General features: G+C 74.8%; 26 protein-coding genes and 1 tRNA gene. 19 read left to right on the top strand and 8 right to left on the bottom strand.

Going from position 1 to position 25677, the window contains the following annotated elements; translation table 11 throughout:
- Positions 1-150 precede the first annotated feature (150 nt).
- The 5 genes from RDV89_RS18260 to RDV89_RS18240 all read left to right on the top strand — a co-directional run bounded on the left by RDV89_RS18260 (position 151) and on the right by RDV89_RS18240 (position 3872).
- The gene (locus tag RDV89_RS18260) at positions 151-588 is read left to right on the top strand and encodes a DUF3052 domain-containing protein (protein WP_315735399.1); all 438 of its coding nucleotides are present in this window, start codon (positions 151-153) and stop codon (positions 586-588) included.
- 137 nt (positions 589-725) lie between these two features.
- Positions 726-2342 carry an AMP-binding protein gene (locus tag RDV89_RS18255; protein ID WP_315735398.1) on the top strand — a complete coding sequence of 539 codons (1617 nt, stop codon included), beginning with the start codon at positions 726-728 and terminating at the stop codon, positions 2340-2342.
- 74 nt (positions 2343-2416) lie between these two features.
- The gene (locus RDV89_RS18250; RefSeq protein WP_315735396.1) at positions 2417-2914 is read left to right on the top strand and encodes a peroxiredoxin; all 498 of its coding nucleotides are present in this window, start codon (positions 2417-2419) and stop codon (positions 2912-2914) included.
- Between the two features lie 211 nt (positions 2915-3125).
- A tRNA-Val gene (locus RDV89_RS18245) sits at positions 3126-3199 on the top strand.
- A gap of 148 nt (positions 3200-3347) precedes the next feature.
- Positions 3348-3872, top strand: a complete 525-nt coding sequence (locus RDV89_RS18240) for a hypothetical protein (protein WP_315735394.1) — start codon at positions 3348-3350, stop codon at positions 3870-3872.
- A gap of 71 nt (positions 3873-3943) precedes the next feature.
- Here the strand turns inward: RDV89_RS18240 and RDV89_RS18235 are convergent, their stop codons facing one another.
- The 3 genes from RDV89_RS18235 to RDV89_RS18225 all read right to left on the bottom strand — a co-directional run bounded on the left by RDV89_RS18235 (position 3944) and on the right by RDV89_RS18225 (position 6611).
- Positions 3944-4615: a response regulator transcription factor gene (locus RDV89_RS18235; RefSeq protein ID WP_315735393.1), complete on the bottom strand. Its 672-nt coding sequence runs from the start codon at positions 4613-4615 to the stop codon at positions 3944-3946.
- The gene (locus tag RDV89_RS18230; RefSeq protein WP_315735391.1) at positions 4600-6120 is read right to left on the bottom strand and encodes a sensor histidine kinase; all 1521 of its coding nucleotides are present in this window, start codon (positions 6118-6120) and stop codon (positions 4600-4602) included. The genes RDV89_RS18235 and RDV89_RS18230 overlap by 16 nt, the downstream gene beginning before the upstream one ends.
- Positions 6121-6218: 98 nt before the next feature.
- Complete coding sequence (locus RDV89_RS18225; protein ID WP_315735389.1) at positions 6219-6611, bottom strand: hypothetical protein; 393 nt, start codon at positions 6609-6611, stop codon at positions 6219-6221.
- A gap of 154 nt (positions 6612-6765) precedes the next feature.
- Here RDV89_RS18225 and RDV89_RS18220 point away from each other — a divergent pair, with 154 nt between their 5' ends.
- The 4 genes from RDV89_RS18220 (at position 6766) to RDV89_RS18205 (ending at position 11491) form a co-directional block, all read left to right on the top strand.
- Positions 6766-8298, top strand: a complete 1533-nt coding sequence (locus tag RDV89_RS18220) for an AMP-binding protein (RefSeq protein WP_315735387.1) — start codon at positions 6766-6768, stop codon at positions 8296-8298.
- Between the two features lie 63 nt (positions 8299-8361).
- Positions 8362-9510: a Nif3-like dinuclear metal center hexameric protein gene (locus RDV89_RS18215; protein ID WP_315735385.1), complete on the top strand. Its 1149-nt coding sequence runs from the start codon at positions 8362-8364 to the stop codon at positions 9508-9510.
- The gene (locus RDV89_RS18210; protein ID WP_315735383.1) at positions 9507-10253 is read left to right on the top strand and encodes a zinc ribbon domain-containing protein; all 747 of its coding nucleotides are present in this window, start codon (positions 9507-9509) and stop codon (positions 10251-10253) included. Before RDV89_RS18215 ends, RDV89_RS18210 begins: the two co-directional genes overlap by 4 nt.
- Positions 10250-11491 (top strand): bifunctional RNase H/acid phosphatase, encoded by a 1242-nt coding sequence (locus tag RDV89_RS18205; RefSeq protein WP_315735381.1) that lies wholly within the window; start codon positions 10250-10252, stop codon positions 11489-11491. The genes RDV89_RS18210 and RDV89_RS18205 overlap by 4 nt, the downstream gene beginning before the upstream one ends.
- A 9-nt stretch (positions 11492-11500) precedes the next feature.
- Here RDV89_RS18205 and RDV89_RS18200 read toward each other — a convergent pair whose 3' ends face one another.
- From RDV89_RS18200 to RDV89_RS18190, 3 genes are read right to left on the bottom strand one after another with little or no spacing between them, the layout of a single operon-like run.
- Positions 11501-11905, bottom strand: coding sequence for an SRPBCC family protein (locus RDV89_RS18200; protein ID WP_315735380.1), 405 nt, complete (start codon positions 11903-11905; stop codon positions 11501-11503).
- Between the two features lie 24 nt (positions 11906-11929).
- The gene (gene yaaA / locus RDV89_RS18195; RefSeq protein ID WP_315735378.1) at positions 11930-12706 is read right to left on the bottom strand and encodes a peroxide stress protein YaaA; all 777 of its coding nucleotides are present in this window, start codon (positions 12704-12706) and stop codon (positions 11930-11932) included.
- 47 nt (positions 12707-12753) lie between these two features.
- A complete protein-coding gene (locus RDV89_RS18190; RefSeq protein WP_315735377.1) occupies positions 12754-14130 on the bottom strand; it encodes an FAD-binding oxidoreductase in 1377 nt (458 codons plus the stop codon).
- Between the two features lie 151 nt (positions 14131-14281).
- On the opposite strand from RDV89_RS18190, the gene RDV89_RS18185 reads away from it, so the two are divergent.
- The 3 genes from RDV89_RS18185 to RDV89_RS18175 all read left to right on the top strand — a co-directional run bounded on the left by RDV89_RS18185 (position 14282) and on the right by RDV89_RS18175 (position 15759).
- Positions 14282-14896 (top strand): protein-tyrosine phosphatase family protein, encoded by a 615-nt coding sequence (locus tag RDV89_RS18185; RefSeq protein WP_315735375.1) that lies wholly within the window; start codon positions 14282-14284, stop codon positions 14894-14896.
- A 67-nt stretch (positions 14897-14963) separates the two neighbouring features.
- Complete coding sequence (gene soxR, locus RDV89_RS18180) at positions 14964-15422, top strand: redox-sensitive transcriptional activator SoxR (protein WP_315735373.1); 459 nt, start codon at positions 14964-14966, stop codon at positions 15420-15422.
- Between the two features lie 64 nt (positions 15423-15486).
- On the top strand, positions 15487-15759 hold the full coding sequence (locus RDV89_RS18175; protein ID WP_315735371.1) for a DUF7218 family protein: 273 nt from the start codon (positions 15487-15489) through the stop codon (positions 15757-15759).
- A 26-nt stretch (positions 15760-15785) separates the two neighbouring features.
- Here the strand turns inward: RDV89_RS18175 and RDV89_RS18170 are convergent, their stop codons facing one another.
- Positions 15786-16382 (bottom strand): flavin reductase family protein, encoded by a 597-nt coding sequence (locus tag RDV89_RS18170; RefSeq protein WP_315735369.1) that lies wholly within the window; start codon positions 16380-16382, stop codon positions 15786-15788.
- A gap of 30 nt (positions 16383-16412) precedes the next feature.
- Positions 16413-17789, bottom strand: coding sequence for an FAD-binding oxidoreductase (locus tag RDV89_RS18165; protein WP_315735367.1), 1377 nt, complete (start codon positions 17787-17789; stop codon positions 16413-16415).
- Positions 17790-18181: 392 nt separating this feature from the next.
- On the opposite strand from RDV89_RS18165, the gene RDV89_RS18160 reads away from it, so the two are divergent.
- From RDV89_RS18160 to RDV89_RS18130, 7 genes are all read left to right on the top strand, one after another.
- On the top strand, positions 18182-19342 hold the full coding sequence (locus RDV89_RS18160) for an ABC transporter substrate-binding protein (RefSeq protein ID WP_315735366.1): 1161 nt from the start codon (positions 18182-18184) through the stop codon (positions 19340-19342).
- The gene (locus RDV89_RS18155) at positions 19339-20454 is read left to right on the top strand and encodes a FecCD family ABC transporter permease (protein ID WP_315735364.1); all 1116 of its coding nucleotides are present in this window, start codon (positions 19339-19341) and stop codon (positions 20452-20454) included. Before RDV89_RS18160 ends, RDV89_RS18155 begins: the two co-directional genes overlap by 4 nt.
- Entirely contained in the window at positions 20454-21305 is an 852-nt protein-coding gene (locus RDV89_RS18150) for an ABC transporter ATP-binding protein (RefSeq protein ID WP_315735362.1), read from the top strand. The genes RDV89_RS18155 and RDV89_RS18150 overlap by 1 nt, the downstream gene beginning before the upstream one ends.
- A complete protein-coding gene (locus RDV89_RS18145) occupies positions 21302-22621 on the top strand; it encodes an NtaA/DmoA family FMN-dependent monooxygenase (protein ID WP_315735360.1) in 1320 nt (439 codons plus the stop codon). The genes RDV89_RS18150 and RDV89_RS18145 overlap by 4 nt, the downstream gene beginning before the upstream one ends.
- Positions 22618-23382, top strand: a complete 765-nt coding sequence (locus RDV89_RS18140) for a class II aldolase/adducin family protein (RefSeq protein WP_315735359.1) — start codon at positions 22618-22620, stop codon at positions 23380-23382. Before RDV89_RS18145 ends, RDV89_RS18140 begins: the two co-directional genes overlap by 4 nt.
- 89 nt (positions 23383-23471) lie before the next feature.
- Entirely contained in the window at positions 23472-24362 is an 891-nt protein-coding gene (locus RDV89_RS18135; protein ID WP_315735357.1) for a LysR family transcriptional regulator, read from the top strand.
- A 5-nt stretch (positions 24363-24367) separates the two neighbouring features.
- Complete coding sequence (locus tag RDV89_RS18130; RefSeq protein ID WP_315735355.1) at positions 24368-25201, top strand: sulfurtransferase; 834 nt, start codon at positions 24368-24370, stop codon at positions 25199-25201.
- Positions 25202-25677 lie beyond the last annotated feature (476 nt).

The raw sequence follows: 25677 nt of genomic DNA, 5'->3' as shown, positions 1-25677 counted from the left end.
TCAGTACGCGGTCGGGCGCCGTGCCCGGGGGAACCGGGCCCGGACTTTGAGGGCGAACGGGTTGCGGACCGTGGGGAAACCCGCTGGACTACGACGCACCCCGCGGACCAGCGGGACCAGAGCACGACCGGACAGAGTTGGAGGGGCACGTTGAGCGCGACCTCGGGTGGCGGTTCCACCCAGACCGTCGGTGCGGCCGGAGCGGCCGACCGGCTCGGACTGACCAAGGGAATGGTCGTCCAGGAGCTCGGCTGGGACGAGGACACCGACGACGAGCTGCGTGCCGCCGTCGAGGAGGCCCTCGACGCCGACCTCGTGGACGGTGACCACGGCAACGTGGTGGACGCGGTGCTGCTGTGGTGGCGCGCCGACGACGGCGACCTGGTGGACGGCCTGGTCGACGCCCTGACGGACCTCGTGGGCGGCGGCGCCATCTGGCTCCTCACCCCGAAGGTGGGTCGTCCGGGCGCCGTGGACCCGGCCGACGTCGCGGAGGCGGCGCCTGTGGCAGGTCTGCAGCAGACGACGAGCGCCCCGGTGAGCAAGGACTGGTCGGCCACCCGCCTCGTGGCGCCGAAGCACCCCTGAGCGGGTCGCGAGCCCCGACCCCCGGCTCGGGCACCTCGGGCGTGAGTTGTAACTCGATGTGACACCAAGTGTTCACTGACGGCTCCCTCCTCGCTACTGTGGGCGCGGAACCCCGCCCCCGAGGAGGAGAGTCGTCGATGGCTGCGTGGAAGACGAAGGTGTCCGAGGCGGGCGTGAGCCTGCGGGTCCTCGTGGGGTCCGGGATCGTCCGGCCCTACCCGCCGCAGGTGCTGGCGCGGATGCTCGGCACCCTGCGGGCGTGGGGCACCAGCCCCGCCGGCGGCTTCCGGACGCTCGCGCTGCGCGCCCCCGACGACGTCGGCATCGTCGACGAGCGGGGTGAGCTGACCTGGTCCGAGCTGCACCGTCGCACCAACGCCCTGGCCGCCTCGCTGCGCGAGCGCGGGGTCGGCGAGGGCGACGGCGTGGCCGTGATGTGCCGCAACCACCGCGGCTTCGTCGAGGCATCCATCGCCGTCAGCAAGCTCGGCGCGGACGTGCTCTACCTCAACACCGCCTTCGCGGGACCGCAGCTCGTCGACGTGCTGGAGCGCGAGGCCCCGCGGCTCGTGGTGCACGACGAGGAGTTCACCGACCTGCTCGCCGAGGCCGGCGTGGCGGAGCGCGTCCTCGCCTGGACCGACTCCGAGCCGCACGGCGAGGACGCCCCGGCGACGCTGGAGCGGCTGATCGCCTCCGGCTCCACCGAGGAGCTGCAGGCCCCCTCCCGGGAGGGGCGCACCATCATCCTCACCTCCGGCACCACGGGGACGCCGAAGGGTGCACCGCGCCCGCAGGGCGGCATCCCCGCCGCCGTCAGCCTCCTCTCGCGCATGCCGCTGCGCACCGGGTGGCGCTGCTACGTCGCCGCGCCCCTCTTCCACACCTGGGGGTTCGCCCACTACCAGCTCGCGATGCTGCTGGGCACGACCCTGGTGCTGCGCCGACGCTTCGACCCGGCCGAGGCGCTCGAGGTGCTGCGGCAGGAGCGCTGCCAGTCGTTCGTCGTCATCCCCGTGATGCTCCAGCGCATCCTGGCCCTCGGTGACGCGAGGCTGGAGGGCGTACGCCTCGACGACCTCGAGGTGGTCGCGTCGTCCGGCTCGGCGCTGCCGGGCGACCTGGCCCTCACCTGGATGGACCGGTTCGGCGACAACCTGTGGAGCACCTACGGCTCGACCGAGGTGGCGTGGGCCAGCATCGCCGACCCGGCCGACCTGCGGGAGGCACCGGGCTCCGCGGGCCGGCTGCCGCACGCGACCGTCGTCAAGATCCTCGACGAGCAGGGCCGGCCCGTGGCCGACGGCGACCCGGGGCGCATCTTCGTGGGCAACGACCTGCAGATCGAGGGCTACACCGGCGGCGGCGCCAAGGAGGTCGTCGACGGGCTGATGTCGTCCGGCGACGTCGGCCGCTTCGGCAGCGACGGCCGGCTCTACGTCGAGGGCCGCGACGACGAGATGATCGTGTCGGGCGGCGAGAACGTCTTCCCCCGGGAGGTCGAGGACTGCCTCGCCCGGCACGCCGGCGTGGCCGACGTCGCCGCGGTGGGCGTGGACGACGACGACTTCGGCCGGCGGCTGCGGGCGTACGTCGTGCGGGTCGACGGCGGCGACGTCGACGAGGAGGACCTGCGCTCGTGGGTCAAGCAGAACCTCGCGCGCTACAAGGTGCCCCGCGACATCGTCTTCCTCGACGAGCTGCCCCGCAACGCCACCGGCAAGGTCCTCAAGCGCGAGCTGGACCGCGACTGAGCGTGGCGGGCGGGGGGCGCCGGGGACGACGGGCGGAGGCGGTACGCCGTGGGCCGGGGTGCGAGGATGCGTCCATGTCCGAATCCCTGGCGACCGTGACCCCGCCCGGCGTACCGGTCGGAGTCCCCGCGCCCGACCTCGCGCTGCGGGACCAGTTCGGCCAGACGGTGCGGCTCTCCGACTTCCGCGACCGCAAGGCGGTCGCCCTGATGTTCCTGCCGTTCGCGTTCTCGGGCGTGTGCACCGGCGAGCTCGGCGCCGTCCAGGCGCGGGTCGCGGAGTTCCTGACGTTCGACACCGAGCTGCTGGTCGTCTCCTGCGACCCGGTGTACGCCCTGCGTGCCTTCGCCGACCGCGACGGCCTGACGGTGCCGCTGCTGTCGGACTTCTGGCCGCACGGCGAGGTCGCGAGGGCCTACGGGGTGTTCGACGCGGAGCGGGGGTGCCCGAGCCGCTCGTCCTACGTCGTCGACCGCGCGGGCCGGGTCAGCTGGTCGGTGCACAACGAGATGGCGGCGGGTCGCGACCTCGACGCGCACCTGATGGCGCTGCGCGCCGCGCTCAGCGACTGACCGTCGGCCCGATCCACAGCCGGCCCCCCTGGTCCAGACCAGGGTCCGGGATGTGAGACATGGGACGCGGGTCGTGGCAGGTCGTCACCCGCCTGTTGCAGAATCTTCATGTCGCGCCGCTGGTGACCCGAGACGCCAGCGGCGCGACTTCTGCATTTCCGGCCTCGACGCCGGCCGCCGAGCCGCGCTGTCGTAGGGTGAGCGCCGCCGAGGGCGAATAGCTCAGCTGGTCAGAGCGTCCGGTTTACACCCGGAAGGTCGGGGGTTCGAGCCCCTCTTCGCCCACCCTCCCCGCCGACCCCGAGCCGACCCCGTCCCGTGGCAGCGCGGGCCGCCGGCGCGTGAGAGGGCTCTCATCGTCCGCTCACCCGTGCCTCACCGCGGGGACGCACCGTTCGGATCACATCCGAACGACGCGTGAAGGAGCTCGACCATGTTGATGAAGGTGATCCTGCCGGGCATCGTCGCCCTGCTCGGCGTGGTGGGCGCCGCGCTGCTGGCCCTGCCCTCCGTCGGCGGCCCCGACGTCAGCCCGGCCGACGCGCGGCCGGCCGCCTCCTCGAGCCAGGCGACCGACGACACCGACGACACCGACGACGGGTCGACCCCGGAGCCGACCCCGGAACCCACGACGGAGCCGACCAGCCCCGCGACCTCCGCCCCGACGGCCGCTCCCAGCACGGCGCCCAGCACGCCCGCTCCTGCCGCTCCTGCGGCGCCGCGTGGCGGCGGCCAGGACGACGGCCAGGACGACGACCGGGGCGACGACCGCGCGACCGCGCCGCGGCCCCCGAGCACCCCGGCGACACGACCCGCACCGGCGCCGGCGCCTGCGCCCGCTCCGGCGCCGTCCCGCGACGACGATGACGACCGCTGGGACGACGACCACGACGACCGGGACGACGATGACGACGACCGGGACGACGACTCGGACGACGACGACGGCGACGACGACTGAGCCCGCGGCCGGCCCGCCCGGCCCGGCCCGCTCCGGACGCCCTGTCCGACCCCTCGGGGTCGGGCGGGGCGTCAGCCGTTGTAGCGGTAGCCCATGCCACGCACCGTCTGGATGGTCGAGGCGCCGAACTTCTTGCGCAGGTAGCCGACGTAGACGTCGACGACGTTCGAGGAGGGGTCGAAGTCGAGACCCCACACCTTGTCGAGCAGCTGCTCGCGCGAGAGCACCTGCCCGGAGTTGCGCAGGAACATCTCCGCGAGCGTGAACTCGCGGGCCGAGAGCTCGTGCGTGCGCCCCGACACCGTGGCCCTGCGGCTGCGCAGGTCGAGCCGGACGGCACCCACGTCGAGGACGGTGGCCGCGGTCGGGTCGCCGCCGCCCTGGGCGGTGCGCAGCCGCGCGCGGACCCGGGCCTGCAGCTCGGCGAAGCGGAACGGCTTCGGCATGTAGTCGTCGGCACCGCCGTCGAAGGCCGAGACGGTGTCGGCGGCCGAGTCGCGGGCCGTCAGCACGATCACGGGCATCCTCGAGCCCTGCGACCGGAGCTGGTCCAGGACGCCGTAGCCGTCGAGGCGCGGCAGGCCGATGTCGAGGACCATCAGGTCGAACGAGCCGCTGAGGGCGTGGTCGAGCCCGTCGAGCCCGTCCGCCACCACGGTCACGGAGTGGCCGTCGGCCCGCAGGCCCTTGGCGACGAAGGAGGCGATGCGCTCCTCGTCCTCGACGATCAGGATGCTGGCCACGGGCGTGTGGGGTCCTCTCCGGGCTGGTCGGGCTGGTCGGGCTGGACGTGATGATCGGCCGGCGCGCTGGGGGTGCCGGTCGTCGGGGGCAGGGCGGGCAGGCCGATCACGAAGCGAGCGCCCGGCGGGTCGGCCTGCTCGACGTGGATGGTGCCGTCGTGGGCGGCGACGATGGCCGACACGATCGACAGGCCGAGCCCGAAGCCGTCGTCGTCGGGCGCCACCTCGCTGCGACCGAACCGTTCGAAGATCCGCTCGCGGTCGGCCTCGGGCACGCCGGGGCCGGTGTCGCGGACCCACAGGCGTACCCGCCCCGGCGCCGGGGCGTCGTAGCCGATCGCGACCACGTCGCCCTCGCGCGTGTGCTTCACGGCGTTGCCGCACAGCTGCAGCAGCGCCTGGGTGAGGCGCTGCTCGTCGGCCGTGAGGAGCCGGCGCGGGCGCTCGGGCGGCACCTCGAGCGTCCAGCGCCGCTCGCCCAGCGCCCGCGCCTTGGCCAGCACGCCGGGCAGCAGGTCGGCGACCTCGACGGGACGCAGCGAGAGGAAGTCCGGCCGGTCGCTCTTGGCCAGCAGCAGCAGGTCCTCGACCAGGCGCGACATGCGGTCGACCTCGTCGAGCAGCAGGTCGCGGGTCTCGGCGGCCTCCGGCCCGTCGACCTCCAGCAGCTCCAGGTGCCCGCCGAGGATCGTGAGGGGCGTGCGCAGCTCGTGCCCGGCGTCGTCGAGGAACTGCCGCTGGCCGACGAACGCGTTCTCGATCCGGTCGAGCATGCCGTTGACCGTCCGGGTCAGCGCCGTGATGTCGTCGTTGCCGGTCTCGGGCACGCGGCGCGTCAGGTCCGTCTCGCTGATCTCCTCGGCGCTGCGGCGCAGCACCCGCAGCGGCCGCAGGAGGCGGCCCGACTGGACGGCGGCGACCCCGACCACGAGCAGCAGGGCGACCGCGGCGACGACCGCGTAGGTCCGGATGGTCTCGACGAGCTGCCGGTCGGCGACGTCGACGTAGGAGACGACGACGAGGGCGCCGGACTGGATGCTCCCGTCGGGAGCTGCGGCCGAGGCGGGTTGCACCGTGAGGAAGAGGTCGAGACCGTCCACGGTGACCTCGACGTAGCCACCGCCCTCGACGAGCGGTCGGACGGCGTCGGCGAACTCGTCGGCCGCGGCCACCTCGTCCCGGTCGCCGTCGAGGTCCTGGCGCACCTCCACGCCGTCGTCCCACCAGCCGACCAGGAGCTCGTCCTCCGTCGGCACGTTGCTCTGCACGTAGCCGAACAGCAGGTCCGCCACCCCGGTGAACGCCTCCCCGGTCTCGGGGTCGGGAGCCGTGCTGTAGGGGCCGGGGGACCTGGCCAACTGGCGGAACTCGGCCAGCTCCTGGTCGATGTTGGCGATGCGGGCGACCTCGATGCGCCGCTCCTCGATGAGGTAGAAGCTCGTCCCGGCGCCGGCGAGGGCCAGCGCGACGAGCACCGCCACCGTCGTCGTGATCCGCAGGCGCACCGAGGCCCCCGTCCGCGGGCCGGCGGGCCGGGGGCGACGGGGGCGGCGCGCGCGGTCGGGAACGGCGGGCGCGTCGGTCGAGGCGGGGAGCGGGGCGCTCAGTCGTCGTCCCCGTCGTCGGAGTCGTCCGAGTCGTCGTCGACCTCGTGGTCGTCGTCATCGTCGTCGTCATCGTCGCCGGTCACCGGGGGCGGCGCCGGCGTCACCGTGCGGGGCGCCGAGCCGGAACCGCCGGACCCGGAACCGCCCGACCCGCCGGAGCCGCCGGAGCCGCCGGAGCCGCCGGACCCGCCGGGCTGCGTCGTCGGGTCGGTGGTCGGGCCGCTCGTGGGCTCGGACGAGGTGGGAGCGGGCGTGGTCGGCTCCGAGGTCGGGGTGACCGCCGGACCGACGTCGGGGGTGCGCGACTCCGAGGCGAGGGCGTGGATGCCGAAGCCGCCGACGACGACTCCGACGACGACTCCGAGCAGGACCTTCAACACGTTCGACATGGCGGGGACGATCCTGCCGCACCGCCATCGGAGCCACCAGGTTCATGAGAGGACCCTCATCCGGGGCTCGGGCAGGAGACCGGGCAACGCTGCCGCAACGGGGGCGTGCCTAGAGTGGCCGCCGTCACACATCGATCCCTGCGAGGAGGCACCCGTGATCGTCCCGTTGAGCGTGCGCGACTTCATCGACCGCGCGGCCGTCGTCTACGGCGACCGCACCGGCGTCGTGGACGAGCCGCAGCAGCCCGCCGCCTCCCTGGGCGAGGTGACGTACGCCGACATGCACGCGCTGGCCCGGCGCCAGGCCGCGCACCTCGACACGCTGGGCATCGGGGTCGGGGAGCGCGTGGCCGTCGTGTCGCACAACAGCGCTCGGCTGCTCACCTCGTTCTTCGGGGTCGCGGGCCACGGCCGGGTGCTGGTGCCGGTGAACTTCCGCCTGCGCCCCGACGAGGTCCGCTACATCGTCGAGCACTCGGGGGCGCGGGTGCTCTACGTCGACCCGGAGCTCGACGAGGCGCTGGCCGACGTGCCCTGCGAGCACCGCTTCGTGCTGGGCCGCGACGAGCACCTCTACGCGCCGGAGGGCACCGAGCCCCGCGAGTGGGAGCCCGACGAGAACGCGACGGCGTGCATCAACTACACGTCCGGCACGACGGCGCGGCCGAAGGGCGTGCAGATCACCCATCGCAACATCTGGCTCAACGCCACCACGTTCGCGCTGCACGCCGGCGTCACCGACCGCGACGTCTACCTGCACACGCTGCCGATGTTCCACGCCAACGGCTGGGGCATGCCGTTCGCGGCGGCCGGCCTGGGCGTCACGCAGGTCGTCCTGCGGAAGGTGGACGGCGCCGAGATCCTGCGCCGGGTCGAGGAGCACGGGGTGACCTACCTGTGCGCGGCCCCGGCGGTGATCGCCGCGGTGCTCGAGGCGGCGCAGCAGTGGGACGGCGAGGTGCCGGGCCGCGACCGCGTGCGGATCATCGTGGCGGGCGCGCCGCCGCCCACCCGCACGGTCGCGCGGGTCGAGGAGGAGCTGGGCTGGGAGTTCATCCAGATCTACGGCCTCACCGAGACCTCCCCGCTCATCACCGTGAACCGCAGCCGGGCCGAGTGGGACCACCTGGACGCCGAGGAGCGGGCCGCGAGGCTCGTGCGCGCGGGTGCCCCGGCGCTGGGCGTGCGCGTGCGCACCGACGAGAACGGCGAGGTGCTCACCCGCTCCAACCACGTGCTGGAGGGCTACTGGGAGCAGCCCGAGGAGTCGGCGCGCTCGCTCGAGGGCGGCTGGTTCCGCACCGGTGACGGCGGCGTGGTGGGCGAGGACGGCTACCTGACGATCAGCGACCGCAAGAAGGACGTCATCATCACCGGCGGCGAGAACGTCTCCTCGATCGAGGTCGAGGACGCGCTCTTCTCGCACCCGGCGGTCGCCGAGGTGGCGGTGATCGGCGTGCCCAGCGAGAAGTGGGGCGAGACGATCAAGGCCCTCGTCGTGCTGGCGCCGGGGGAGCAGGCCGACGAGGCCACGCTCATCGCGTGGTGCAAGGAGCGCCTCGCCGGCTACAAGTCGCCCACCTCGGTCGAGATCCGAGACGAGCTGGCCCGCACCGCGACCGGCAAGCTGCAGAAGTTCAAGCTGCGCGCGCCGTACTGGGAGGGCCGCGACCGCCAGGTCAACTAGCGGTCGACGGGCGCTGCTGCGCCCGGTCCGACCGGCCCCGCGGCTGCCGATACGGTGGCGGGCATGACGACGTTGGGCGATGTGGTCGACCTGGTGCACGGATGGTTCCCTCCGGCGACGGCGGAGGACTGGGACGCGGTGGGGCTGGTCTACGGCGACCCGACGCGCACCGTGCGCAAGGTGATGTTCGCGGTGGACGTCGACGAGGCCGTCGCGGCCGAGGCCGCCGACTGGGGCGCCGACCTCCTGCTCGTGCACCACCCGCTCTTCCTGACGCCGGTCCACGGGTTCGCGGCGACGACGCCGAAGGGCCGTACGCTCGCGCGCCTCGCCGAGGCCGGGTGCGCGCTGCTGGTCGCCCACACCAACGCCGACCAGGCGGTCGGCGGGGTCTCCGAGGCGCTGGCCACCGCGCTGGGACTGACCGAGCAGGAGCCGATCGTCCCGGGGTCGGGCGAGCCCTACGACAAGGTCACCGTGATGGTGCCCACCGACGCGGCCGCGCCGGTGCGCGCGGCGATCGCGGAGGCGGGCGCGGGCGCCATCGGCCACTACGACCACTGCACCTTCTCCACCCCCGGCCGGGGTCGCTTCCGCCCCCTCGAGGGCGCCGAGCCGACGGTGGGGACCGTCGGCGACATCGCGATCGTCGACGAGGAGCGCGTCGAGGCCGTGCTGCCGCGGCGGCTGCGCCGACGCGTGGTGGCGGCCCTCGTCGCCGCCCACCCCTACGAGGAGCCGGCCTACGACGTCGTCGAGCTGGCCGACCCCCAGGCGCTGAGCAGCGGCACGGGCCGGGTGGGGGTCGTCGAGCGCACGACGCTGGGCGACTTCGCCCGCACGGTCGCCGACGCCCTGCCCGCGACGGCCGGCGGCGTCCGTGTCGCGGGCGACCCCGCGCGCTCCGTGCGCCGGATCGCCGTGTGCGGCGGGGCCGGCGACTTCCTGCTCGACCGGCTCGCCGGCAGCGACGTCGACGTCTACGTCACCAGCGACCTGCGCCACCACCGCGCGGCGGAGTTCGTCGCCGAGGGCGGCCCCGCGCTGGTCGACGTCGCGCACTGGGCCGCGGAGTCGACGTGGCTCCCGGTGGTCGCGGAGCGGCTGGTGGCCGCGCTCGGCGATAGGGTGGAGACCCGCGTGAGCGAGCTGCGCACCGACCCGTGGCAGTTCCGCGTCGACCCCACCGACCACTCCGAGAGGAGCGAGTGATCAAAGCCGATCCGTTCGCCCAGCTGAAGCTGCTCGACGTCCAGGCGCTGGACTCGCGTCTGGACCAGCTGCGCCACCAGCGCTCCCACCTGCCCGAGCTCACAGAGCTCGCGTCCCTGGCCGCCGAGCGGCGGGGCGTCGACGACGAGGCCCGGGACGCCCGGATCGCCGTCGACGACCTCAGCCGCGAGCAGGCCAAGGCCGAGGCCGACGCCGAGCAGGTGCGCGCCCGCCGTGCCCGCGACCAGCAGCGGCTCGACGCCGGCCTGGTCACCAACCCCAAGGACCTCGAGCGGATCCAGAGCGAGCTCGTCTCCCTCGAGCGCCGCATCGGCGTCCTGGAGGACGCGGAGCTCGAGGTGATGGAGCGTCTCGAGGAGGCGCAGGCCCGCCTGCGCAGCGCGGAGGAGCGCCTCGCGGGGTTCGACGCCCGCACGGGCGAGCTCGAGACCACGCGCGACCGCACGTGGGCCGACATCGACGAGCAGCTCGCCGCCGGCACCGCCGAGCGCGCCCCGCTGGTGGCCGACCTGCCGGCCGACCTGCTGGCCCTCTACGACAAGCTGCGCGCCCAGAAGGGCGGCATCGGCGCCGCCGAGCTGCGCCGCCGCGAGTGCGGAGGCTGCCGCCTCACGCTCGACAACGCCGAGCTGGCCGTGATCAAGCGCGCCGGCGTCGAGGACGTCGTGCGGTGCGAGGAGTGCTCGCGGATCCTCGTGCGGACGGGCGAGTCCGGCCTGTGACCCGACGCTGGTCCGCCGTCGTCGTCGAGGCGGACGGCGGGTCGCGCGGCAACCCCGGCCCGGCGGCGTACGGCGCACTCCTGCGCGACCCCGCGACGGGCGAGGTGATCGCCCACGACGGCGCGACGATCGGTCGCGCCACGAACAACGTCGCGGAGTACCGCGGCCTCATCGCCGGCCTGGAGCTGGCGCGGGAGTTCGCGCCCGACGCGGCCGTCGAGGTGCGCATGGACTCCAAGCTCGTCGTCGAGCAGATGGCGGGACGCTGGCGGATCAAGCACCCCGACATGCGCCCCCTCGCGCTCCGGGCGGGCGAGCTGGCCCCGTCGGACGTCCGGTACACCTGGGTCCCGCGGGCCGAGAACGCCGCCGCCGACCGGCTCGCCAACCAGGCGCTCGACGGCGAGCGGGAGGGCGTCGAGCTGCTGCTGGGCGACCCCGCGCCGGAGGCGCGCACGGGCGAGGTCCAGGGCGAGGTCCAGGGCGAGGTCCAGGGCGAGCTCGACCTCGCGGAGCAGGACGCCCGGTCGCAGCCGGCCACCGCGGCCCCTGCGGCCCCGGCCCTCGCGCCGGCCACGACGCTGGTGCTCGTGCGCCACGGCGTCACCGAGCACACCCGCGACAAGCGGTTCTCCGGCGGCCTGGCCGCGGCGAACCCCGGTCTCGTCGCGGAGGGCCGCGCCCAGGTGCGGGCCACGGCCGAGTGGCTGCGACCGCTCGGCGAGCAGGTCGCCGCCGTCGTCACGTCGCCGGTGCGGCGCGCGCACGAGTCGGCCGAGATCCTCGCCGCCGTGCTCGGCGTGCCGCTGCGCACGGAGCCCGGCCTGGCGGAGATGGAGTTCGGCGCCTGGGACGGGCTGACGTTCGCCGAGGCCCGGGAGCGCGACCGCTCCGGCCTCGACGACTGGCTGGGGTCCCTGGACGCCCGTGCCGGCGGCACGGGGGAGTCGTTCCGCGAGGTCGAGGCACGGGTGCGCGCCGGCCTGGGGCGCGTGCTGGAGGAGTACGCCGGGCGCACCGTCGTGGTCGTCTCCCACGTCACGCCGATCAAGGTGCTCGTCGCGCAGGCGCTGGACGCGCCGCTCGACGCGGTCTTCCGGATGGAGCTGGCGCCCGCGTCGGTCAGCGTCGTCGCGCACTACCCGCCGGCTCCCGGTGAGCAGCCGGACGCCGACGGCGCTGGCCGTGCGAGCCTGCGGCTGTTCAACGCCCGTCCCGGCGACGGTCCGCTGGGCTGAGCCGGGCCGTCAGGGCTGCTCCGGGCCGCCCTCCAGCAGCGTGCGCAGCCGCTCGAGGTCGCCGCGGACCGCGGCCACGTCGCGGTCGAGCTCGTCGTCGGTGAGGTCGCGCTGCCGCACCGTGAACAGCACCTCCGCGCCGTCGGGGTGGGCCAGCACCCGCAGCGGGTTGGCGACCACCTCGCCGGAGGGCAGGGTCACGTCGTGGTCGAGCACGCCGTAGGCGTTGGGCGGCGCGAACCGCACCCGCACCCGCCCCATCGGGGAGTCGACGACGATGTCGTCGTCCTCGTGGGTCAGCGCTCCGCTGGCCAGGCCGGCGGCCCAGCGCGGGAGGTTCTCGGGCGCGCGGGCGAAGGCGTACGCGTCCTCGGGCGAGCGGGCGACGACGACGCTGACGTGGATGCTCCTCACGTCGTCACCGTACGTCCGCGTCCGTCACAGGTCGCGGACGACGACGTCGAGCTCCGTGCCGCGGGCACCCGCGGCGCCCTCCTCGACGTCCCAGCCGAGGTCGCGCAGCTGCGTCGCGAAGGCACCCGGCGTGCGGGGCGTCCCGCCGTCGGCGAGCACGGCCCGCACGATGCGGCCCTTGGTCGCCTTGTTGAAGTGGCTGACCACCTTGCGGCGACCCTGGTGCTCGTGCAGGACCCGCACGGTCACCGTGCGGGCCGCGACGGGTCCCGACGGGCGCCAGAACGCGGCGTACGTGCCCGAGCGCAGGTCCACCAGCAGGCCCGTGCCGACGGCCTCGACGACGGCGGGACCCAGGTGGGTGCGCCAGTGGCCCGCCACGGAGCCCAGCCCGGGAAGCGTGACGTCGCCCGAGAGCCGGTAGGAGGGGATCCGGTCGGCGGGACGAACGATGCCGAACACCGAGGAGGTGACCGCGACCCGACCCAGGCGACGCCGGGCGGCGGCGTCGAGCGAGGCGAGGTCGAGCGCGTCGTAGAGCACGCCGGTGTAGATGGCCTCGGCGCGGGCGGTCGGTGCGGTGCGCAGCGTGGCGTTGCGCGCGGCGAGGTCGGTCTGCGTGGCGCCGAGGCCCAGCGTCGCGGCCGCCGCGTCGACGTCGGCGGCGCTGAGCGCGACGAGGGCGTCGAGCACCGCGCTGCGGGCGTCGGTGAGGGCGGGGGAGGAGAGGGAGGCGAGGTCGAGGGCCTTGCCGCGCGACGGCGCCGCCTTGCCCTCGCTCGGCGGCAGCAGGATGAGCACGGGGACCCACCCTAGGACGTCCGGGAGCCGCGTCGGCGGCGGCCCGTTCAGTACCCGCGGCCGGGATTCATGATCCCGTGCGGGTCGAACGCGGCGCGGACGCGGCGCATCAGCGCCTGCTCGGCCGCGCCGACCTGGCGGGCCACGTACGGCGCCTTGAGCACCCCGACGCCGTGCTCCCCGCTGACCGTGCCGTCGAGGGCCAGGGCCGCGTCGACGATCGCGTCGAAGCAGGCGCGGGCGGCCTCGGCGGCGCCCGGCGACGCCGGGTCGAAGACGATCGTCGGGTGCAGGTTGCCGTCGGCGGCGTGGCCGAACGTGCCGACCAGCACCCCGTGCGCCCGGGCCGCCGTCTCGATCGCGCCCAGCAGCTCGGGCAGGCGGTGCACCGGGACGCACACGTCGTCGAGCAGCACGGTGCCCTGGCGCTCGAGGGCCGTCAGGGCCACGCGGCGGGCCTCCATCAGCGCCCGGCCCTCCTCCTCGTCGTCGGAGTGCAGCACCTCCAGGGCGCCGTGGCGCTGCGCCAGCGCGGCGACGGCGGCGATCTCCGCCGCGGCGTCGGAGCCGTCGCACTGCACGAGCAGCGTCGGCGTCTCGTCGAGGCCCATCCGGGTCATGGCGTTGACGGCACGCACGGTGGTGGCGTCCATCAGCTCGACCGCCGAGGGGGTGGTCACCGTGCCGATCGCCAGGACGGCGTCGACCGCGGCCGCGGCGTCGCGGAAGGTCAGCACGGCGGTCGCCGTGCGGGCCGGGACCGGGAGCAGCCGCACCGTCGCCTCGACGACGACGCCGAGGGTGCCCTCGGACCCGACGAGGAGGCGGGTCAGGTCGAGCCCCACGACGTCCTTGCGGGTCGTGCGCCCCGTGCGTACCACCTCGCCGCCGGGCAGGACCACCGTCAGCGCCAGGGCGTGGTCGGCGGTGACGCCGTACTTCGCGCAGCACATGCCGCCCGCGTTGGTGGCGAGGTTGCCGCCGATCGAGGAGTACGCGCGGCTGCCCGGGTCGGGGGCGTAGAAAAGCCCGTGGGCGCGGGCGGCCGTGTCGAGGTCGAGGTTGACGACCCCCGGCCCCACGGTCGCGGTGCGAGCGACGGGGTCCACGCTCAGGGCGTCCAGGCCGCTGACGTCGAGGACGAGGCCGTCGTCGACCGCGTTGGCGGCGCCCGCGAGCCCGCTGCCCGCGCCGCGGGTCACGACCGGCACGCGGTGCTCGTCGGCCAGGCGCAGGACGGCGACCACGTCGTCCACCCCCGCGGCCCGCACCACCGCGAGCGGGCGGCCGGCGTCGGCGACCAGGCACTGGTCGCGGCGGTACGCCTCCGTGCTGGCCGGGTCGGTCAGCACGCGGCCCGCGACCGCTGCGGCGAGGGCCTCGAGCAGGTCCGTCGCGCTGCCGTCGGGGTCCGAGGTGGGCATGCGCGCACTCTTCCAGACGGCCGAGGCGGGCGGATGCCGGAACCGAGGAGTGATCCGGGCGCCGGGTGGGAACCGTCGGTCGTCCGGGCGCGTCCCACCCTCGCCGACCGCAGGTCGGCACCGCCCGGCGGGAGACGGAACGAGGGGGAACATGTCCCAGGCAGCGCGCACCACCGGCCCGGCGGCCGCGGACGTCGACCTCGTGACGGACTTCCTCGCCGTCGGTGGCGACCTCGCCCCCGACGACCTCACCGCCTGGGTGCAGGCCACCGAGCTCGTCGAGTCCGGTGTCAGCCACGTGCTCGACGTGCGGCTCGAGGCCGACGACGCCGCGCTGTGGGCGGAGCGCGGAGAGGTCCGCTACCGCTGGGACGGCATCGACGACGCCGGCCAGCCCGTGCCCGGCGCCTGGTTCGACCGCGTCGCCGCCTGGGCGCTCGACGCGCTGGCCACCCCTGGCGCGCGCCTGCTGACGCACTGCCACATGGGCGTCAACCGGGGACCGAGCGCGGGGTACGCGGTGCTGCTCACCCTCGGCTGGGACCCGGTCGACGCCCTCGCCGCCATCCGGGCCGCCCGCCCGGTCGCCGGGATCGCCTACGCCGAGGACGCCCTCGAGTGGTGGCTGGACCGCACCGACGCCGGGTGGTTCGCCCGCCGCCGGCACCGTGCCCGCGTGCAGGAGTGGCGCGCGGAGCACCCGCTCGACGTGGAGCGGGTGATCCGCCGGATCCGCGCCGGTGCGCCCTTGGCCCTCGGCGCCTGAGGGGCGCACCGGGCGTACGCTGGACGGCGCGGCCGCCGTGCGGCGGCCGCGGCACAGGAGGCGGCAGGTGGGCGAGCACGAGCGGGTGCGGCGGACGCGGCTCGCGCCCGCCGAGGTCGCCCGCCGCAGCGGCGTGCCGGTCTCGACGCTCCACTTCTACGAGAAGCAGGGGCTGATCACCGCCGAGCGCACACCCGGCAACCAGCGCCGCTACGACCGGGAGGTGCTGCGCCGCATCGCGTTCGTGCAGGCCTCCTCGCGCGTGGGCATCCCGCTCGCCGAGATCCGCGACGCCCTCGACCACCTGCCGGTCGATCGCGCTCCGACCGCCGCCGACTGGGCGAGGCTGTCGCGACGCTGGCGCGCCGACCTCGACCGCCGCATCGCCGAGCTCGAGGCGCTGCGCGACCAGCTCGAGACCTGCATCGGCTGCGGCTGCCTGTCGCTGCGGGCGTGCCGGCTCGCGAACCCGGCCGACCGGATGGGCGGCGACGGAGCCGGGGCCCGCCGGTGGCCCTCGTCCTGAGCTGCTCTTGCGCATGCGCGGACGATGGCGGGGAACCGGACCGCACCGTCGAGAGGAGCACGTCATGCCCGCACGCGAGGATCCCGGACCCAGCGTCAAGGACGACGAGAAGTACGAGGCGCTGCGCCGCGACGGCGCCAGCAAGGAGAAGGCCGCCCGGATCGCGAACGCCTCGGCGCGCGACGGGGCGAAGGAGGTCGGCCGCCGCGGGGGCAAGGCCGGCTCCTACGAGGACTGGACCGTCGACGAGCTGCGCAAGCGGGCCGCCGAGCTCAACGTCGAGGGCCGGTCCTCGATGAACAAGGACGAGCTGGTCGAGGCCCTGCGCGACCGCTGAGCCGCCCGACGCCCGCTCGCCCGGCGTCAGGCCAGCGAGCCGAACGCGCTGCGGTGGAACACCAGCGGGCCCGGCAGGCCCGCCGGGTCCGTGGTGGCGTCGGGCTCGGCCTGCTCCACCGCGTGCAGCCGCAGCAGCACGATGGTGTGGTCGCCGGCCTGGACCTCGTCGTAGATCGTCGTGTCGAAGCTCGCCAGCCCGTCGTGCAGCACGACCGCACCGTCGTCGGTGACCGTCAGGTCGACGTCCGCGAAGCGGCGCGCGACCGGCCCCGCGAGCTGACGGCAGACCGCGCCCTGGTGCTCGGCCAGGATCGTCACGCCCAGGTGCTCGGCGCGCCTCAGCGCCGGCCACGTCCGTGACGTCGACGCGACCGAGATCGACACCAGCGGCGGGTCGAGGCTGACCGAGGTGAACGAGCTGGCCGCCAGGCCCACGAGCTCGCCGTCGACCTCGGCCGCCACCGCCACCACCCCCGTCGGGAAGACCCCGAACGCCTGTCGCAGCCGGACCGGGTCCAGGTCCTGGTTGGTGGTGAACGGACGGAAGGGGACGACCTGCTCGGCGGACACGGTGCTCCTGATGCTCTCGGCGTTCTCGGGGCTCTCGGGCGGGCTGCTCACGGGCGGGTGGGTTCTCGGCGCGACGCTCACTCAGACCGCCTTGCCCGGGTTCAGGACGCCGCGCGGGTCCAGGGCGGCCTTCACCGCGCGCTGCACGTCGCGCACCTCGGCGGAGAGCTCGAGACCCAGGTAGGCGCGCTTGAGCGTGCCGATCCCGTGCTCGCCCGACAGGGTGCCGCCCAGCTCGACGGCCAGCGCGAAGATCCGCCCGGCAGCCTCCTCGACGGCCGCGGGCACCCCGCTGTCGCGGGGTACGGACCGGTCCCACGTGACGATGGGGTGCAGGTTGCCGTCGCCCGCGTGGGCGAAGGTGAAGACGGCGACGCCGGTCTCGGCGCTGATCCGCTCGACGCCGCGCACGGCCTCGGCGAGCCGGGAGCGGGGCACGCAGATGTCCTCGATCAGCGCGTGGGCGCGCGCCTCGATCGCCGGCAGCGCAAGGCGGCGCGCGGCGAGCAGCTCGTCGGCCCGGGCGGCGTCCGCCGTGCGTTCCACGGTGGTCGCACCGGCGGCCAGCACCGCCGCGACCCGCTCGATGGCCTCGGTCGCCTCGGCCGCGTCGTCGCCGTCGGTCTGCGCGACGACCGCGGCGCCCACGTCGGCGAGGCCCGGCGACGCGGTGTGCTCGGCGACGGCGCCGAGCGTGGCGGCGTCGAGCAGCTCGAGCAGCGAGGGGCGCAGGCGGGCCGCGCCGACGGCGGCGCAGGCGGCCGCGGCCGACTCGACGTCGGGGTAGGTGGCCAGCGCGGTCGCCGTGGCCGCGGGCCGCGGGCGCAGGCGCAGCGTGGCGCGGGTGACCACCCCGAGCGTCCCCTCGGAGCCGACCAGGAGGCCGGTGAGGTCGTAGCCGACGACGCCCTTCGCGGTCGCGCGGCCCGTGCGTACCACCCGGCCGTCGGCCAGCACCGCCTCCAGGCCCAGGACCGCGTCGCGGGTGACGCCGTACTTCACGCAGCGCATGCCGCCCGCGTTCGTGGCGATGTTGCCGCCGATCGTGGAGATCGCGGCGCTGGCGGGGTCGGGGGCGTACATGAGGCCGTACGCGGCGGCCGCGGCGTCGAGGTCGGCCGTCAGCACGCCGGGCTCGACCTCGGCGAGCTCCTCGACGGGGTCGATCGTCAGGATCCGGTCGAGGCCGGAGAGATCGAGGACCAGGGCGCCGTCGGCGAGCGCGCCGCCCGCCAGGCCCGTGCCGGCGCCCCGCGGGACCACCGGCACGCGGTGCTCGTGGGCCCACGCCAGGGTGCGGCGCACGTCGTCGACCGAGCCGGCCCGCACCACCGCGACCGGGTCCGCCCCCAGGGCGCCCGAGCGGTCGCTCGCAGCCGCGGCGAGCGAGGCCGTGTCGACGAGCGCTCCCGGCAGGGACGTGGCGACGTGCTCGCGGGTCGGGGTGGGGGCGCTCATGGTGGACCACCCTGCCGCCGGACGCCGGCGGGCGTCCAAGAGCGATCGGTGATGCCCACCGATGCGCGGTGGTGATGGGAGCACCCATCACCGCGACGGATCGGTCGGCTTCCGCGATCGCTCTTGGACCACGCGGCGGGAGCGTTCCTAGGTTCACCACCATGAACGCGCACCCCGTCCGCCCGGCGACATCGTCGCCCGACGGCCGGTGCACGTCGTGGCGTCGATGTCGCTGCGTGCACCGCTGAGCCCCTCGCGGCCCGGCCACGTCCGCCCCTGACCCGCCCCTCGAACCGACCTGCCCGACCCGCCCCGACCTGCCCGGCGCACGCCGCCGCAGGTCGCTCCGCCGCGCCCCGACGGGCGCGCGGCCGCACCCCCTGGAGACCCCGGTGACCCGTACCACCCGCCCGCCCCGTCGCGCCCTGCCGGCCGTCGCACTCGCCGCCCTGCTGGCCGCCGTCCTGGCCGTGTCCGGCTGCAGCGCCTTCGGCAACGACGAGCCCGTCGAGTTCGACCGCACCGACGACGGCCGCTCCTTCCAGACCGTCGTCGACGAGCTCGGCCGCGAGGTCCGCGTGCCGGACCCCGTGCAGTCCGTCGCGATCGGCTACAACCACTACAACATCGAGCTGGTCCGCGGCGTCGGCGCCGGCGACCGGATCGTCGGCGTGGCCGGCGACGGCGTCGACGACACGCCCGGCAACGAGGAGTACTGGAGCTCGGTGCCCGGCGCCGACACCATCGTCGGGCGCGCGGCCGAGTTCAACTACGACGCCGTCGTCGCCGCGGACCCGGAGCTGTTCATCACGCTGAGCAACAGCCCGTACGAGGAGGCCGTCGAGAAGCTCGAGCCCTTCGGCATCCCGGTGCTCGTCGTGACCGCCTGGGAGCCCGCGCTGTTCGAGCAGAACGTCGAGCTGCTCGGCGAGGTCTTCGGCACCGAGGAGCGCGCCGCCGACTTCTCCGGGCTCTACACCGAGATCAACGACCTGCTCAGCGAGCGCCTCGAGGGCGTCGAGCCGCGGTCGGTCTACTTCGAGAACGGCGAGCCGAACGTCACCGGCGTCCCCGGGTCCGGGTGGCACGACATCATCGAGCTGGCCGGCGGCGAGAACATCTTCGCCGACATCGACTTCTCCTCGGGCAACTTCGAGGGCACCGTGCACCAGACGCCGGTCGACCCCGCGGACGTCCTGGCCCGCGACCCCGACCTGGTGATCCGCAACGGCCTCGACGGCACGGCGGCGGGGTACGAGCCGTGGCCGGCCGCCGACGTCGCCGCGCTCGCCGACGAGCTGGCCGCCCGTCCCGGCTGGTCCGATCTGACGGCGGTGCGCAACGGCGACGTGTACGTCGCCAACAACTTCTGGACCTCGGCTCTGGCCAAGGGGATCGGGGCGCTCGGCCTGGCCAAGCGCCTGCACCCGGACCTGTTCGCCGACGTCGACACCGAGGAGTACTTCCGCCAGTGGGTGGAGGACTTCCAGGAGACGCCGTACCTGCCCGAGGAGGACTACGTCCACCGTCTCGGCGGGGGTGAGACCGCATGAGCACGACGGTGGCCCCGGACGCCGCCGAGGCGCACTCGGCGGGTCCGGAGGAGGCCTCCGACACCGGGGGCCGCAGGCTCGGGCAGCGCCAGGACCTGCTGCGCACGCTCCTGCTCGCCGGCGGCACCGTCCTCACGCTGCTGATCACGGTGTGGACGCTGCGGATCGGCGCGGGCGGGATCACGACGGCCGACGCCGCCCAGACCCTGTGGGACAAGCTCACCGGCGGCCTGCCGGCCACGCCGGAGGAGCTGCGGATCCAGACCACGGTGTGGGAGCTGCGGGTGCCGCGCGCCGGACTCGCGCTGCTCGGCGGCGCCGCGCTGGCGATCGCCGGCACCCTGTTCCAGGGCCTGCTGCGCAACCCCCTGGTCAGCCCGTTCACCCTGGGCATCGCCCCCGCGGCGGCGTTCGGGGCGTCGATGGCGATCCTGTTCGCCGGGGGAGGCACCTCCAGCGCCTCCCTCGTCGGCGGGGCGCTGATCTCGGGCATCCTCTGCGCCGCGGTCGTCGTCGGTCTCGCCGCGACCAAGCAGATGCAGCCGACCACCCTGATCCTGCTGGGCATCGCGCTCACCCAGCTGTTCACCGCCCTCACGGCGGGGCTGCAGTACATCGCGAACGAGGAGGCGCTGGCCGCCATCGTGCGCTGGACCTGGGGGACGGTGAACGGGGCGGTCTGGTACCAGGTCGTGACCGTCGCGGCGATGCTCGCGGTGGCCCTGCCGTTCATCCAGTGGCGCAGCAGCTCGGTCAACGCGATCGCGTTCGCGGGCGACGACGCCGCGCGTAGCCTGGGCGTACCCGTCACGCGGGTGCGGCTCGAGCTCATCTTCGTCGCGGTGCTGCTGACCGCGGTGACCATCAGCTTCACCGGGATCATCGGCTTCGTGGGGCTCGTCGGCCCGCACATCGCACGCCTGCTGATCGGCCCCAACCACCGGTTCCTGCTGCCGTTCTCGGCGGTCGTCGGCGGGCTGCTGCTGGTGCTCGCCGACGCGGTCGGACGCGTCGTGCTCGCGCCCGCGCTGGTGCCCGCCGGGATCGTCGACGCCCTCATCGGCGCCCCGGTGTTCCTCTACCTCATCCTCGTGCGGAAGAAGGCGTTCTGATGTCCCTGGAGATCCGCGACCTCTCGGTCGCCTACGGCCGCCGGACCATCCTCGACGGCGTCGACCTGGTCGTCGAGCGCGGCCGCCTGCTCGGCCTGCTCGGGCCCAACGGGTCGGGCAAGTCGACCCTCATCAAGACCGTCGCCCGGATCGTGAAGCCGCGCTCCGGCACCCTCGAGTGGGACGGCCTGCCCCTGGACCGCCTGTCGCGCCGCGACCTCGCACGCGTCGTGGCGTACGTGCCCCAGGCCATCGACCAGTCCTTCTCCCTGTCGGTGCGCGAGGCCGTCGTGCTGGGTCGCACCCCGCACTTCGGTGCGCGACCGCGACGACGGGACTGGGCGAAGGTCGACCTGGCGCTCGAGCAGCTCGGCCTCGTCGAGCTGGCCGACCGGCCCGTCTCCGAGCTCTCGGGCGGTCAGGCACAGCGCGTCCTGGTCGCGCGGGCGCTCGCGCAGGAGCCGCAGGTGCTGCTGCTCGACGAGCCCACCAGTGCGCTCGACCTGCGCTACCAGCTCCAGACCCTGCACCTGGCGCACACGATCGCCGCCGAGCAGGGGGTCGCGACGGTCGTCTCCATCCACGACCTCAACCACGCGGCGCGCTTCTGCGACGAGGTCGCGTTCCTCTCCGGCGGGCGGGTGCTGGCGGCGGGGGAGCCGGGGGAGGTCTACGGCGCCGACCTGGTGCGCGACGTCTACGGCGTCGGCGTCGACCTGTCGGTCTACGACGGGTTCACCGAGGTGCACCCGCAGGTCAAGCCCGACCGGACGACGCGCGCGGTCGTCCCACAGGCCGCACCGCAGACCGCGCCGCAGGTCGCGCCGGAGCTCGCGAAGGTGGCCTCGTGAGCGGGCGCCGGGGACTGCTGCTCGGGCTGCTGCTCGGCGGGGTCAGCCGCAGCTGGCACCAGCCCTGGGGTCGCGCGGACGAGGCGACGCGGCTGAGCCTGTACGCCGACCTCACCCGCAAGGCGGAGGCCGCCAAGATCGACACGATCTTCCTGGCCGACACCGTCACGGTGAACGAGAAGGCGCCCGAGCCCGGTCTCGAGCCGATCACCCTGCTCTCGGCGCTGGCGGGCCTGACGGACCGGATCGGGCTGATCGGGTCGGTCTCGACCTCGTTCACCGAGCCGTTCAACGTGGCCCGCCAGATCGCCTCCCTCGACCACCTCTCCGGCGGCCGGGCCGGGTGGAACGTGGTGACCTCGGCGTGGGGCGAGCAGAACTTCGGGCGCGAGCTGCCGGACCACGACGACCGCTACGCCGTCGCCGAGGAGTTCACGACGCTGGTCGAGCGGCTCTGGGACAGCTGGGACGCCGACGCGGTCGTCCGCGACGTCGGTCGGCGCCTGCTCGTCGACCCCGCCCGGGTGCGGCGCGTCGACTGGGAGTCCGAGCACTTCAAGGTCGCCGGGCCGCTCAACGTGCCGCGCACGCCGCAGGGCCGACCGATCATCGCGCAGGCCGGGTCGTCGGAGGCCGGGCGGGACCTCGGGGCGCGGCACGCCGACCTGGTCTTCACCACCGGCCTCACGGACGTCGCCGAGTCGGTGCGCCTGCGCGCCGACCTGCGCCGGCGGGCGGTCGCGGCCGGTCGCGCGCCGGACGCCGTCAAGGTGCTGCCCGGGGTCGCGCCGGTCGTCGCGGCCTCCGACGCCGAGGCGCGCCGGATCTGGGAGGACTCGCACGAGCTGCTCGACCTCGACGCCGCCCGCGCGTCGCTCGCCGGGCAGTTCGCCGGGGTCGACCTGTCCGACGTCGACCTCGACGACCCGGTGCCGCTCGAGCGGCTGCCCGCCGAGGACGAGGTGCAGGGCCGCCGCTCGCGCTACGGCGTGATGCTCCGGCTGGTCACGTCGGGGGAGCTGCGCACCGTGCGGGACCTGGTGCTCTACCACGCCAGCGCGGCCGGCCACTGGTTCCCGATCGGTTCCGTGGAGCGGGTCGCCGACCAGCTGCAGCAGCGCTGGGAGGCGGGCGCCGCCGACGGCTTCAACTTCCTGCCCTTCTACCTCAACTACCCGGGCGGGCTCGAGGCGCTGACGGAGGGGCTCGTGCCCGAGCTGCAGCGCCGCGGCCTGTTCCACACCGACTACGAGCACGAGACCCTGCGCGCGAACCTCGGGCTCGCGCCGCACGACGCCGAGGAGGCCATCGCATGACCAGCACCGCCGAGACCGCCGCAGCGACCGGCACCCACCGACCGGCGAACCCGCTCGCCCCGACCGCGCCGGCCCCGCCGCAGCGCGACGTCCGCTGGGAGCTCGCGGCGGCCCTGCGCCACCTCGGCCGTCTGGGCTTCGAGTTCGGGTTCAACGGCCACGTCTCGGCGCGTGCGCCCGAGGCGCCGGGCCACTACTGGGTCAACCCGTTCGGTGTCTCCGTCTCGACGGTGACGCCGTCCGACCTGGTCCTGGTGGACGACACCGGCACGATCGTGGAGTCCCGCGGGTCGCACGCGATCAACGGCTTCGCCGGCAACCTGGCGCTGCACCAGCAGGTGCCGGACGCCGCCGCGGCGGTGCACCTGCACACGCCGTCGGGGTTCGTGTGGTCCAACCTGGGGCGGCCGCTCGAGGCCGTCACCACGGACGCCGCGCTGGTGGTGCGGCTCCAGGGCCTGACCCGTCACCTGTTCGGCGTCGAGGGCGGCCCGACGAACGTCGAGCTCGCGGCCGCGGGCGCGCGCGTCCTCCTGCAGCAGGGCCACGGGTTCGTGACCCTGGGGCGGACGGTGGGGGAGGCGGCGTTCTACCTCGAGGCCGCCGAGCGGGCGGCCGCGGCGAACCTCGCGCTGCTCGGGGTCGAGGGCCGCAACCTGCTGCCGGAGCGCCTGGTCGAGCGGTGGACGCTGACGCCGGAGATCGCCCGGCAGCACTTCGAGCCGGCCTTCTCCCTCGCCGCTGCCGGGGGCCTGCGGTGAGCCCGGGCGAAGCGCGTCACATCCTGGACAATCTGTCCGCATCCCAAGATCTACTAAATAGGTCGAGAAAGTCTCTTAATGTCGTCCCCATGAGCTTCACCCTCGACCTCGAGCACCTGCGCACCATCGTCGCCATCGCGGAGTGCGGCGGCTTCAGCCGCGCCGCGGCCGCGCGCCACATCAGCCAGCCGGCCCTGAGCCAGCACGTGCGGATCCTGGAGCGCGGGCTCAAGCGCAAGCTGTTCGAGAAGGAGGGCCGCGGGATGCGGTTCACCGCCGAGGGGGAGGCGCTGCTCTCGGAGGCGCGCCAGATCCTCTCCGTGCACGACCAGGCGCTCGCGCGCCTGCAGGTGCGCCAGGAGCAGGTCGTCGTGGTCGGCTCGACCGAGCACTCGGCGGAGCACGTGCTGCCCCAGATGATCCGCGCGCTCGCCGACGCGTTCCCGGACGTGACCACCCGGTTCGAGATCGGGCGCTCCACGGTGCTGGAGGACTCGGTGGGCCGTGGTGCCATCGACCTCGCCTTCGTGCTGGCCTCCCGCGGGAACGAGGGGGGCCGCGAGATCGGCCGGCTGCCGCTGTCGTGGTTCGCGTCGCCGACGTGGGACGCGACCGGCGGCGAGACCATCAACCTCGTCGCGTTCGAGGAGCCCTGCGCCCTGCGCGAGCGGGCGATGGCGGCGCTGAGCGCCGAGGGCTACCGCGTCAACGTGGCGGCGCAGTCCACCACGCTCGAGGGCGTGCTCGCCGGGGTGCGGGCCGGTCTGGGCGTCGCGCTGCTGCCGAGCGTGGCCGGCCGGGTGCCGAGCGGGGTGGTACGCCGCGGCGACCTGCCCGAGGTCGGCTCGGCCGGGCTGAACCTCATGGCCCGGCGCGGGCTCGACCCGGACATCGAGATGACCGCCATCGAGGCGGGCGAGGCGTTCCTGGCCACGTCGGCGACGTCCGCCGGCGCGCCGGTGCTGCAGGTGGCAGGGTGAGCGCCGTGGGTGACGTCCTGATCTCCGCCGCCGACCTCGGCGCGCTGCTGGTGGCCGACCGTTCCGACGTCGTCGTGCTCGACGTGCGGTGGAGGCTCGGCGGCCCGCCCGGCCACGAGGCGTACCTCGAGGGCCACGTGCCGGGGGCCGTCTACGTCGACCTCGACACCGAGCTGGCGGCGCACGGCGAGCCGACCGACGGGCGGCACCCGCTGCCCGACGTCGACGCGCTGCAGGCCTCGGCGCGCCGCTGGGGTGTGCGCCGCGGCTCGACCGTGGTGGTCTACGACGGCGAGGGCAACCTCGCCGCCGCCCGGGCGTGGTGGCTGCTGCGCTGGGCCGGGCACGCCGACGTGCGGCTGCTCGACGGTGCGCTGCCCGCCTGGCAGGCCGCGGGCGGGGCGCTGGCCACGGACGACGTCGTGCCGGCACCGGGTGACGTCGAGCTGACGGCGGGCGCGCTCGGGACCCTCGACCTGGACGACGTGGCGGAGTTCGCCGAGCGGTCGGTGCTGCTCGACGCCCGTGCTCCCGAACGCTTCCGGGGCGAGACCGAGCCCGTCGACCCGAAGGCCGGGCACGTGCCCGGCGCCGTCAGCGCCCCGACCGGCGCCAACCTGGCTCCGGACGGCCGCTTCCTGGACGCGGCCGCGCTGCGCGCCCGCTTCGCCGCCCTCGGCGCGGACGGCTCGCGTCCCGTGGGCGTCTACTGCGGCTCCGGCGTCACCGCGGCGCACCAGGTCGCGGCCCTCGCCGTCGCCGGGGTCGACGCCCGCCTCTTCGCGGGCTCGTGGTCGCAGTGGAGCAACCACGACCTGCCCGTCGCGACGGGCGCCTGACCGCTCGCCGCCTCTGCTCGGCCGGACCCGTTCCTCCTCGGAGCGGGGCCGTCCTGCTGTCTGCGGGCGTCGGGCCTGCCGGGCGTACCTGTGCGACCAACTCCTGCACTTGGCGCCCGTCGAGACGTGCGCCAAGTATCGGAGTTCCCGGTTGACCGGGAAGTCCGACGAGCCGGCGCAGCACCGGTGACTGTGTGCCGGAACGCTCGACCTAGGCCCCGTTCGAACAGGGTCTAAGTCGAGCGTTACCCGGTTCACCGGGTGATCCTGAGGCCGGTACGCCCGCGGGCGTCAGGCTTCCCGGGCGTACCTGTGTGACCAACTCCTGCACTTGGCGCCCGTCGAAACGTGCGCCAGGTGCAGGTGTTCCCGGTTGACCGGGAACTCCGACGGGCCGGCGCAGCACCGGTGACTGTGTGCCGGATCGCTCGACCTAGGCCCCGTTCGAACAGGGTCCAGGTCGAGCGTTACCCGGT

The sequence above is a fragment of the Nocardioides imazamoxiresistens genome, from assembly GCF_032378595.1.
Lineage (GTDB): Bacteria > Actinomycetota > Actinomycetes > Propionibacteriales > Nocardioidaceae > Nocardioides > Nocardioides imazamoxiresistens.
Note: the sequence above shows the minus strand (reverse complement) of the source record. Positions and strands in the feature narration are given on the sequence as shown.